This is a genomic window from Sphingomonas sp., assembly GCF_031372575.1.
Lineage (GTDB): Bacteria > Pseudomonadota > Alphaproteobacteria > Sphingomonadales > Sphingomonadaceae > Sphingomicrobium.
Window position 1 is genome coordinate 35,062 of the sequence record NZ_JANMLM010000091.1, and the last position, 10,535, is coordinate 45,596.

General features: G+C 62.4%; 12 protein-coding genes. 5 read left to right on the forward strand and 7 right to left on the reverse strand.

Annotated features, from left to right (window positions below):
• Window positions 1–13: 13 nt before the first annotated feature.
• Window positions 14–1,156 (forward strand): iron-containing alcohol dehydrogenase, encoded by a 1,143-nt coding sequence (locus RMN73_RS09245; protein WP_309603032.1) that lies wholly within the window; start codon window positions 14–16, stop codon window positions 1,154–1,156.
• On the forward strand, window positions 1,150–1,584 hold the full coding sequence (locus RMN73_RS09250; protein WP_309603033.1) for a thioesterase family protein: 435 nt from the start codon (window positions 1,150–1,152) through the stop codon (window positions 1,582–1,584). The genes RMN73_RS09245 and RMN73_RS09250 overlap by 7 nt, the downstream gene beginning before the upstream one ends.
• Here the strand turns inward: RMN73_RS09250 and RMN73_RS09255 are convergent.
• A complete protein-coding gene (locus tag RMN73_RS09255) occupies window positions 1,581–3,212 on the reverse strand; it encodes a M28 family peptidase (RefSeq protein WP_309603034.1) in 1,632 nt (543 codons plus the stop codon). The two genes, RMN73_RS09250 and RMN73_RS09255, sit on opposite strands and share 4 nt — an antisense overlap.
• Entirely contained in the window at window positions 3,209–4,162 is a 954-nt protein-coding gene (locus RMN73_RS09260; protein ID WP_309603035.1) for a nitronate monooxygenase family protein, read from the reverse strand. The genes RMN73_RS09255 and RMN73_RS09260 overlap by 4 nt, the downstream gene beginning before the upstream one ends.
• Window positions 4,163–4,291: 129 nt before the next feature.
• On the opposite strand from RMN73_RS09260, the gene RMN73_RS09265 reads away from it, so the two are divergent.
• The 3 genes from RMN73_RS09265 to RMN73_RS09275 all read left to right on the forward strand — a co-directional run bounded on the left by RMN73_RS09265 (window position 4,292) and on the right by RMN73_RS09275 (window position 6,890).
• Window positions 4,292–5,323 (forward strand): SDR family oxidoreductase, encoded by a 1,032-nt coding sequence (locus RMN73_RS09265; RefSeq protein WP_309603036.1) that lies wholly within the window; start codon window positions 4,292–4,294, stop codon window positions 5,321–5,323.
• 233 nt (window positions 5,324–5,556) lie between these two features.
• Window positions 5,557–6,291, forward strand: coding sequence for an SDR family oxidoreductase (locus RMN73_RS09270; protein ID WP_309603037.1), 735 nt, complete (start codon window positions 5,557–5,559; stop codon window positions 6,289–6,291).
• Complete coding sequence (locus RMN73_RS09275) at window positions 6,288–6,890, forward strand: 2-hydroxychromene-2-carboxylate isomerase (protein WP_309603038.1); 603 nt, start codon at window positions 6,288–6,290, stop codon at window positions 6,888–6,890. The genes RMN73_RS09270 and RMN73_RS09275 overlap by 4 nt, the downstream gene beginning before the upstream one ends.
• 267 nt (window positions 6,891–7,157) lie before the next feature.
• Here RMN73_RS09275 and RMN73_RS09280 read toward each other — a convergent pair whose 3' ends face one another.
• The 5 genes from RMN73_RS09280 to RMN73_RS09300 form a co-directional block, all read right to left on the reverse strand.
• Complete coding sequence (locus tag RMN73_RS09280) at window positions 7,158–7,367, reverse strand: dodecin (protein WP_309603039.1); 210 nt, start codon at window positions 7,365–7,367, stop codon at window positions 7,158–7,160.
• Window positions 7,368–7,449: 82 nt separating this feature from the next.
• On the reverse strand, window positions 7,450–7,779 hold the full coding sequence (locus RMN73_RS09285; protein ID WP_309603040.1) for a hypothetical protein: 330 nt from the start codon (window positions 7,777–7,779) through the stop codon (window positions 7,450–7,452).
• Window positions 7,780–8,181: 402 nt separating this feature from the next.
• Complete coding sequence (locus RMN73_RS09290; RefSeq protein WP_309603041.1) at window positions 8,182–9,120, reverse strand: hypothetical protein; 939 nt, start codon at window positions 9,118–9,120, stop codon at window positions 8,182–8,184.
• Window positions 9,117–9,695: a DUF6932 family protein gene (locus tag RMN73_RS09295; RefSeq protein WP_309603042.1), complete on the reverse strand. Its 579-nt coding sequence runs from the start codon at window positions 9,693–9,695 to the stop codon at window positions 9,117–9,119. Before RMN73_RS09295 ends, RMN73_RS09290 begins: the two co-directional genes overlap by 4 nt.
• A 287-nt stretch (window positions 9,696–9,982) precedes the next feature.
• Window positions 9,983–10,535, reverse strand: a 553-nt coding sequence (locus RMN73_RS09300; protein ID WP_309603043.1) for a sigma-70 family RNA polymerase sigma factor, incomplete at its 5' end; no start/stop codon positions are given.

Here is a 10,535-nt window from a genome sequence, read left to right on the forward strand (position 1 = left end):
TAGGCTGCACCGTATGCAGCCTTTCACTTTCACTTACGGCCCGCGGGTCATCGCGACGTCGACCGGCGCTGCGGAACTTCCCCAACTACTGCCCGAAGGCCCCGTCCTGCTGGTCACAGACGACCAGCTGATCGCACTCGGCCTCGCCGAGCCGTGGATTGCCGCGTTGGAGCAGTCGCGCATCGTGACGATTTTCAGCGCGGTCGAGGCCGATCCATCGAAATCGACCCTGCTCGCCGCGGTCGAGGCAGGACGCGCCGCGGGCGTCGCCTCGGTCGTCGGTTTCGGCGGCGGCAGCCCGATGGATGTCGCCAAGCTCGCCTCCTATTTGCTCGGCTCAGGCGACGATCTCGACTCGATCTGGGGGGTCGAAGTTGCCACCGGAACCAAGCTCCCTTTGGTGCTCGTCCCGACCACCGCCGGCACCGGCTCTGAAGCCACGCCCATATCGGTCATTACCATCGAGGGCGGAACCAAACTCGCGGTCAATGCGCGCGCGATCACCGCCGACATTGCGATCCTCGACCCAACATTGACCACCGGCCTCCCGCGCCATGTCACGGCTGCTACCGGGATCGACGCGATGGTCCATGCGGTCGAGGCGTACACCTCGGCGCGGCTAAAAAACCCTCTCTCCGACGCCCTTGCGCGAGAGGCATTGCGCTTGCTGATGGCCAACCTGATCCGCGCTTGCGACCATCCCGACGATCTCGCCGCGCGCTCAGCGATGCTGCTCGGGGCGCATCTCGCAGGCGTCGCTTTTGCCAACGCGCCGGTCGCCGGGGTCCATGCTTTGGCTTATCCGCTCGGCGGTCTTCATCACTTGCCGCATGGCCTGTCGAATGCGCTGATGCTGCGCCATGTGCTGCAGCATAATGCGGAAGCGGCGCGTGACCTTTATGCCGAACTTGCCGAAATATTGGTGCCGGATTGCGCGGGGCAGGGTAGCCAATCGAAATGCGCCACGTTGATCGATGCGCTCGACAGGATGGTCACTAAAAGCGGCCTCAAACCCCGCCTCCGCGATCACGGCATCGAACGCAGCGACATCCCGGCTCTGGCGCGCGAGGCGATGAAGCAGACCCGGTTGCTGGTGAACAATCCCTGTCCGATTGATGAGGCCGATGCGGCGCGCTTGTATGAGGCCGCGTGGTGAGCCGCCCTGAGCCGCGCGGCCGCGACAACTATCGCCACTTCACCACCATCACCACCCGCTGGTCGGACAATGATGCCTATGGGCACGTCAACAACACCATCTATTATCAATGGTTCGACAGCGCGGTGAACGCCGTGCTGGTCGGCGCGGGGTTGCTCGACATCACTCACGGTGATCCGATCGGGCTGGTGGTCGAAACCGGCTGCACCTATTTCGTGCCGTTGAGCTTCCCCGGCGACGTCGAGGTAGGTCTCGCGGTCGATCGGCTCGGTGGTTCGAGCGTCACCTATCGCATCGGCATCTTCGCTGCGGGGGCCGAGGCACCCGCCGCGCAGGGCCATTTCACCCACGTCTACGTCGGCCGGTCATCGCGCCGTCCGGTGCCATTGCCCGCCGAATGGCGCACGACGCTTGCCGCGTTGACCTAACGCCGCTCGGCCGCGCTGGCGGCCCGGATCGCGCCAAAGTCGCTCCCCGCAAGCCACTTCGGCCAGCCATTGCTGTTGGCGATCGACTGGCCGACGCGGAACGCAGCGGTCGCTTCCTGCGCCGTTCCGGCAAAACTCCAGCGCGGGTCGAACTGGTCGCATGGCTGATGGTAGCAATTGCGATTATACGCAGCGACAATGCGCTCCCCGGGCGCCCGTCCGCCTTTAACCAGTTCGCGCCCGGCGCGGAACGCAAGCGCCGGCACCCCGCGTTGTGCGAAGGGGTAATGGTCCGATCGGAAATACCATCCAGCCTCGGGGTTTGGCTCGGGCACTACCCGTTGGCCACCGCGTGCCGCCGCGCGGCCCAGCTCGGCCTCGAGGTCGGTCTGCCCCGGCCCGATAAGTTCCAGCGTGCGCGATGCCGGCAACACGACATGGGGATCGAGGTTGATCACCGCGGCGGTCCGCGCCAGCGGATAGAGCGGGTGCGCAGCATAATATTCGGCGCCGAGCAGACCTTTTTCCTCCGATGTCCATGCCGCAAACAGCACGCTCCGCCGCGGTCGCTTGGCCGCCGCAAAGGCGCGCGCAACCTCGATCAATTCGGCGGTTCCGGTGGCATTGTCGACCGCGCCGTTGCGGATCGAATCGCCGCTTCGGTCGGGGCCATTATGGCCATTGGCATCCCAATGCGCGCCGTACAGCAGTTGCTCGTCGGGGCGCTCGGTGCCACGCAACTTGCCGATGACGTTATGGCTGACGAACGCTGTCGCGCGGTTGGCACCGCTGACCGACATGCTTGCCCCGCGAAGTGCGAACGCGCGAAACGCCTTGTTGCGCGCCCGCGCCTTGAGGCTGGCAAGATCGAGTCCGACCTGGCGGAGCAGGGCCACCGCTACCTCGCGCCGGACGATCGCACTGAACCCGAGCTCCGACTGCTGCAGCGGCGCCAAACCAATGCTCGGCAGCATGTCGCCATTTGCCGCCTGGGCAAAGGGCCAGCTGAATGCCGCTTCTTCGTGGATGAACATCACTCCGGCTGCCCCGGCCTTGGCGGCGGCGGCAACCTTCGTTCCGCTCCGCCCCTTATATGCCAGCGCGCGTCCGCCGAATCCAAGGTCGCGACCCGCCTCCATGTCTGGATCATTGGCAAGCAGCACCGCTACCTTGCCGCGCATGTCGATCCCGCGATAGGCGTCCCACCCTCGGGCCGCATCGACAACCCCCCAGCCAGCGAACACCAAGGGCGCGTCGGCAAGGTCGAACCGGCCGGCATTGCGCAACGACAGGGTCGAATCCGCCCCCAGTCGAAGCGGATTGCGCCGCCCCGCGATGCGCACCGACAATTGTGCTCCGGGCAGCCGGTCGAGCCGCACCACCGGCACTTCCTGGGTCCATTTGCCGTCGAGCCCGCCGGGTTCGAGCCCCGCCTCGGCAAAGGAGCGGGCAATGAAGGCGATCGTCGTGGCTTCGCCTTGTTCGCCCGGGCCGCGACCGTCGAATGCGTCCGATGACAGCATTCGGACATCAGCCTTGATCCGCTCGGCGCTGATCGGCGGCATGGGCGGTGCAGCACCAAGCAGTGCAAGCGCCGCGAGCGGGAAGCCAAAGCGTAGCTTGCTCATGCCGCAATCCGCGCCTTCGCCGCTTCATATTCGCTGGTAAGGCGCGCGACCATCTCGGCGGTCGGCACCACCTGCTTGATCGCGCCAATCCCCTGGCCCGACCCCCAGATGTCGCGCCACGCCTTGGCCCCGGTTGCTGATTGGAAGTTCATCGCTTCGGGTCCGGCCTGCGGCAAATTGTCCGGATCGAGCCCGGCCGCGGCGATCGAGCCGCGCAGATAATTGCCGTTAATCCCGGTGAACAGGTTGGAATTGACGATGTCACCCGCCGCGCCCTCGACGATCCCCTGCTTGTAATCATCCTCCGCGCGGGCTTCTGCGGTGGCGATGAACGGCGAGCCGATATAGGCCAGATCGGCCCCCATCGCCTGTGCCGCCAGGACCGCACCGCCGGTCGCGATCGCACCCGACAAAGCCAGCGGCCCGTCGAACCATTCGCGAATTTCCTGGACCAGTGCGAACGGCGACCATTTGCCGGCGTGTCCGCCAGCCCCGGCGGCAACCGCGATCAGCCCATCGGCACCTTTTTCGACCGCTTTGCGCGCAAAGCGATCGTCGATAATGTCGTGCAACGTGATCCCGCCCCAGGCGTGAACCGCTTGGTTGAGATCCTCGCGCGCGCCCAGTGAGGTGATCGTGATTGGCACTTTCCACTTGGCGCAGGTGGCGATGTCATCTTCCAGCCGGTCGTTCGACCGATGGACGATCTGGTTGACCGCGAACGGCGCGGCGGGCGTGGCGGGGTTGGCGCGGTCCCACGCGGCCAATTCCTCGGTAATCTGGTGGATCCATTCGTCGAGCTGGCTTTGCGGGCGGGCATTCAACGCCGGGAAACTGCCGACCACACCGGCCTTGCATTGGGCAATGACCAAAGCCGGGTGGGAAATGATGAACAATGGTGCGCCGATCACCGGAAGCCGAAGCGTGTCGAAAATGGCGGGCAGGGACATGGTGGCTCCTCGTTGCTTGGCCCTTGCTTAACCGCCCCGATGGCCGAGCGCGAGTGGCATATTGCAACGCATTGCACGCTTCTGGCGTCGCTCTATGAAGGGGCGCTGGATGATCGAGACGGGGACTGCATGAGCAACGTGGGCGAAGACAAGGTTGCAGCGATGCTTGGGGCCAAAGCATCGACCTGGCTGGTGACCGGCGCGGCGGGGTTTATCGGCTCGAACCTGGTTGAAACCCTGCTTCGCCAAGGGCAGCAGGTGGTTGGGCTCGACAATTTTTCGACCGGCTTCCAGCGCAATCTCGACGAGGCGCTGGCCGCGGTCCCTGGCGCATCCGATCGGTTCAAATTCGTCACCGGCGACATTCGGAACCGCGACCTGTGTCAGTCGATCGTCGAGGGCGTCGACGTCATCCTTCACCAGGCCGCGCTGGGCTCGGTGCCGCGGTCGATGGCCGATCCGCTGGCCAGCCATGACAGCAATGTCACCGGCTTCATCAACTTGCTCGACGCCGCGCGACGAGCCGGGGTCGGGCGGTTCGTCTATGCCGCGTCAAGCTCGACCTATGGCGACGATCCCGAACTGCCCAAGCGCGAGGAGCGCATCGGTCGCGCATTGTCACCCTATGCAGCGACCAAATTGATCGACGAGATTTATGCCGGGGTTTACGCGCAGGCGTTCGGCTATCAGGCGACCGGCCTGCGCTATTTCAACGTGTTTGGCCCGCGGCAGAACCCGGGCGGGGCCTATGCTGCAGTGATCCCCAAATGGGCCGACGCGATGCTCGCCGACGACGTGGTGACGATCAATGGCGATGGTGAAACCAGCCGCGACTTTTGCTATATCGCCAACGCGGTCCAGGCCAATATCCTCGCCGCGCTCGCGCCCGATGAGGCGCAAGGCGAGATTTACAATGTCGCGGTCGGCGCGCGGACCAGCCTCAACCAATTGTTCGAGCTGATCCGCGACGGGCTTGCCGAGCATCAGGTGCATTATGCTCGTGACCCCGACTATGGCGAATTTCGCCCCGGTGACATGCGTCATTCGGAAGCCGATATCTCCAAGGCCGAGCGGATGCTCGATTATCGCCCGGCGTTCGATATCGAAGCCGGGATGAAGCAGTCGCTGCCTTATTATCTCCAGCGATCGCGTGACGGCTGACGCCCTCCCGGTCGATTCACGCTTTTGACGGTTATGCCTTCGCGCTGGGTGTCGCGGGCCCAAGGCTATTCCCGCGACTTGGCCCAATTCGGGCTCGTCTGCCGCTAAGCGCCCGGCCGGCAATGTCGATGGCGTGATATTAGTCCCGCGCTAGGCGGCGGCTACTGCTGGATAGAGTCAGCTGAACCGCGCACCAATTGACTCTGGTCCTGTTTTCCGAACCTTATCCGCCGATGGACAAGCTGGGCAGCGTGGCGATCGTCGGGGCGGGCGATTTCATCGGATCGGCGATCGCGCGGACCTTCGCTGCGGCGGGCTATGCGGTTCATGGCGGGCGACGCAATGGCGACCAACTCCAGCCACTTGAGGCTGAGATTGCAGCGGCTGGCGGGCGGTTCAGCGGCCACACGCTCGACGCCCGCTCGGAAGAAGCGATCGCCGCTTTCCTCGACGCAGCCAACCCGGCTGATGCGCCATTGGAAGCGGTGATCTTCAACATCGGCGCCAACGTCCAATTCCCGTTGCTCGACACCAGCGAACGGGTGTTCCGCAAGGTGTGGGAAATGGCCTGCTACGCCGGCTTCCTCACCGGCCGCGAAGCCGCGCGCCGCTTGCTCGTCCACGGCAAGGGCTCGATCTTCTTCACCGGCGCGACGGCCTCGGTCCGCGGCGGGTCGGGCTATGCCGCCTTCGCCGCCGCCAAGGCCGGACTGCGGGCGACCGCCCAATCGATGGCGCGCGAACTTGGGCCGCACAACATCCACGTCGCCCATCTGATCATCGACGCCGGGGTCGACACCGCCTGGGTTCGCGAGCGGATTGCCGCCGCCCGGCCCGAGGCCGAGATCCCCGACGGCGCGCTGATGGACCCGCAGTCGATCGCCGAGACCTACCTCATGCTGCACCGCCAGAAGCGCGACGCGTGGACCCACGAACTCGACCTGCGGCCGTTTGGAGAAAGCTGGTGAGCAACCCGATCTTGTACTTCGATTTCGCCAGCCCCAACGCCTATTTCGTCCACCGCGTCCTGCCCGGGATCGAATCGCGCACCGGGGCCAGATTCGGCTATGTGCCGGTGCTGCTCGGCGGATTATTCAAGCTGACCGGGAATCAGGCGCCGATGTTCGCCTTCGCCCATATTCCCGCCAAGCTGGCCTATGAGCATCGCGAGATCGTTCGCTTCATCGAACGGCATGGGCTGACCAAATTCGTGATGAACCCGCATTTCCCGGTCAACACCTTGCTCCCCATGCGCGGGGCGGTGGCTGCAGCGGGGCAGGGGGTGCTGCCGGCCTATGTCGAGGCAGTGTTCGCCGCGATGTGGGAGCAGGGGGTGGATTGTTCGGACCCCGCCGCGCTGGCCAAGGTGCTGGCAGCCGCCGGGCTCGATGCCGAGGCGTTGCTCGAGGCGACGCGGGACGAGGCGGTCAAGGCGAAGCTGATGGCCAATACCCAGGCCGCCGCGGATCATGGCGCGTTCGGTATCCCGACATTCGTGGTGGGGGCGGAATTATACTTCGGGAAGGACAAACTGGGCGAGGTCGAGCGCGCGATCGCCGAGCATTGAGGCGCGCGTAAAGCCCCAAAGGTCGCAAAAGTCGCATGGTCAGCGACCATTTTTCCTATTTTTCGCGGAAATCCGCCGATGGTGCGTCGAACAGACACGGAAATCGCCCGCATTGCGCACCGAACGAACCGCAAATCGCGCGAAAATCGCGAGTGGTTGGGCTGGCATCTGAGCGCATATCCTGATCCTGTGGCCGGCACGATCGAGTCGTGCAGCCCGAGGCTGGCAGACGAAATCCTACATTGGAAGGGGCTACCTAGACCGCGCTTATCCCTTGACGGTGAAGCCGATCTTGATCGTCACCTGGTAATGCGACACCTTGCCGCCCTCGACATGGCCGCGGGTGTCGGTGACTTCGAACCAGCGGATATTTTCGATGGTCGACGAGGCGCGGGCGATCGCGGTCTGGATCGCATCCTCGATGCTGGTGGGCGAGGAGCCGACGAGCTCGACGATCTTGTAGACATGGTCAGACATGATGGCGATTTCCCGGGCCTGAGGAGCGGAGGCACCATCATAAGCGCGTTTGGGCGCAGCGTGAAGTTCGCCGACACGCGGCTCAGTCCGGTGCCGTATCCTTGGGCCCGGCGCGATGGCCGAGGACGTAGCCGGCAATGCCGCTGAGCAGTGCGATGACCGCTTCCCCTGCGATTACGCCGAGGAGCCCGAGCAGCGAGGCGGCCAGCACGATAAGGATGATGGTCGCCAGCTTGGGCACGTCGGTCTGCTGAAGGATGCGGGCGATGCTGGCGCCGGACATGTCGCCCTTCCAAAACATGACCCCATAAACGATCGTCGCTCCGCCGATGATGATGCCGAGACCGATCAGGGAGAGTTGCGCCAGGGTGATGATGAAGGGAAACAGCGCCGGGTTCACGCCGGTAGTCATCGTCAGTCTCCCCCCACTTTGCCCGGCGTGGAAGATGCCTTGGTTTGGGGGAGAAGGGAAGCGGGGGGCTTAGGGGAGTGGCACGGTGACCCGGTCGCCAACGTGTCGCTGGTCGTGGCGCTGGACAAGGATCAGCTGATCGAGCGGGCGTAGCCGACTTAAAGGCTCCGGGCGCGCGAAGCGCGGCTGGAATGTCTGGCGGAAGGGGAAAGGTGACGGAGCGCAAGCTGGCGCTGGTGCTGGCGAAGCCGACTTAGAGGCTCCATCGACGCGCTTGCGTCGATGGAATGTCGGCGGAGGTGGGGATTGATTTGGTTTTGGGGCGGAAAGGTAATTAGTGCACTGTCACCGTAATCCCACCGTAATCCCGTGGTTCTGGCGCCGAATCCGACGTGGACTTTGCTAGGGGCGTATCAAGTCAAGAAGTGTGCGTGACACTGATGTGTGTCGTCCATCAGGGTGCAGTACGGTTTTTGTACGGATTGTGGCGCGCCACCCACCAGCTGCTACAAGTCCTTCTCTTTCAATGCGTTCTAGGTAATCAGCGCTGAGATTCGCTGCCACGCGCCCTTGGAGTACATCGCCATCGTCAGCCTTCTTGAATTCAAAGCGCCGCTGTATGGGGACTAGGCCTAATAATTCACCTTCAAAGGTCTCATCTATTTCTTCAACGTCGACTTGCGATACGCGCTCGAAGGCCCTTTCAACGCTGGGAACATCGAGTTTTAGATCCCGCTGTTCTTCTGAGACACGAAGTGTCGAACGGGCCTTATGCAACGTTCCGATAAATCGCTTCAGAGTGTGAAAGATTCGAATATCCAACTCGTCAAGTTTTGCATCGAAGAGCCGACCGTCAGCGGCTGCGACTTCTTCGAGTAAATTTGTCACAGATTGCACAGCTCGTTGCGCGGGGGTCTCAAACATTCCAGGCTGGTCACCGCCGTCTTCTTCCAAGACAAAACCAAATGACCCGTGCACCAGAGCCGTTACATTCATTCGAGCTTGCCTGTGGATTTGATCTGGCAAACGACCACGTTCAGCCAGCGGACCGCTTTCGGCTGCGACATGCTTCGATACTAACTCCTGATAATCTTGGAGCGCTTTCCCAGCGAAGTCCGCCTCAATCCCCGACGAGCCGCGAACGGGCTCCCCGTCAAACACGAGCGCTACGCTTGCAACATTATGTTCTACGTCCTCAATTTGCCCGATTTCAGCCTCCAAGGAAGCAAGTCGTTTTTGGAGCGAGCGAGATCCCAAAGGATCATGCCCCGCCGAGCGCTCAAGCAATGCGCGGATTGAAGCTACTTCGCTGCGAAGTGCGTCTCGGTGAATCTTGGTCACCATGCTGCTTCTATCTCTGCCAATTGTAGCATTGCGGCTTCATCGTCGCTTTGCAGATCGATTTGAACCAATCCCTTCCAACGGAATGTATCACGCTGATGGCTGAACAATCCAAACCAATAAGCAGATTGTTCTGATACCGCACTCGGCTCGATTCCTAGGTCGATGAAATACGAATCGCACGAGTAGGTAGCCTTGCAAAAGTCGGAGTCGAACAAGCCATTAGCATGAGCGCCAACGAAGGCCGCCCAAGCGTTTTCGTCAGCGTGTTCCTCGGGTCGTTGAACAACCGATATGACATCCACGTCTCCCGGCGGCCGGCCCTTGATCAACTCGCAAGCTTCAACGAAGCTTCCATCAATCCATTGGAAAGCGCGCAAAAATCCAATGTCCCTCAGCGCATCTCGATAATCCATTAAGCCGCGAAGAATTGTTGCTCGCTCAGGAGAGGTCGCAAATCTGGCAACCAGTTCAGACATTGATGCCACGTAAGGGGAACGAGGATGAAATTGGCCGAGCACGTCTCCGCCCATGAATGGCGGAAGTACGTTTCCCAGCTCAAATTCGGGTATCATTACTCAGCTTCCGACATGAGGATGTCGCTATCCTATCCAGTTTCTGCCGAGCGGTGCACTTACACCAACATCATTTCGAAAAAGCAAAGGCTATTTCAAACTCAACCCATCTGGCATGAGGCCAAAGCCGTCACGGGCAGTCGTGACGTCAGTCGGCTCGCCTGATGGCGACCCGCTGGCCCCACGACAAGCTCAGGACCTGCTTTCGTGTTTAGAGAAGATCCCTCGACTTGGCTCGGGACAAACGGGAAGGGGAGGCGGACTCCGACTTGAGGCCGGGGTGACGCTTATTGGTCGAGAAAGCTTCGCATTTTTCGCGAGCGCGACGGATGCTTCAGCTTCCGCAAAGCCTTCGCTTCAATCTGCCGAATCCGCTCGCGGGTCACCGAGAATTGCTGGCCGACTTCTTCCAGCGTGTGATCGGTGTTCATACCGATGCCGAAGCGCATGCGGAGGACTCGTTCTTCGCGCGGGGTCAGGCTTGCTAGCACGCGGGTAACGGTTTCCTTCAGATTCGCCTGGATCGCGGCGTCGACCGGGATGACGGCGTTCTTGTCCTCGATGAAGTCGCCCAAATGGCTGTCTTCCTCGTCGCCGATCGGGGTTTCCAGGCTGATCGGTTCCTTGGCGATCTTCATCACCTTGCGGACTTTTTCGAGCGGCATGGAGAGGCGCTCGGCGAGTTCTTCGGGGGTCGGTTCGCGGCCGGTCTCGTGGAGGAACTGGCGGCTGGTGCGGACCAGTTTGTTGATCGTTTCGATCATGTGCACCGGGATGCGGATGGTGCGGGCCTGGTCGGCGATGCTGCGGGTGATCGCCTGGCGGATCCACCACGTGGCG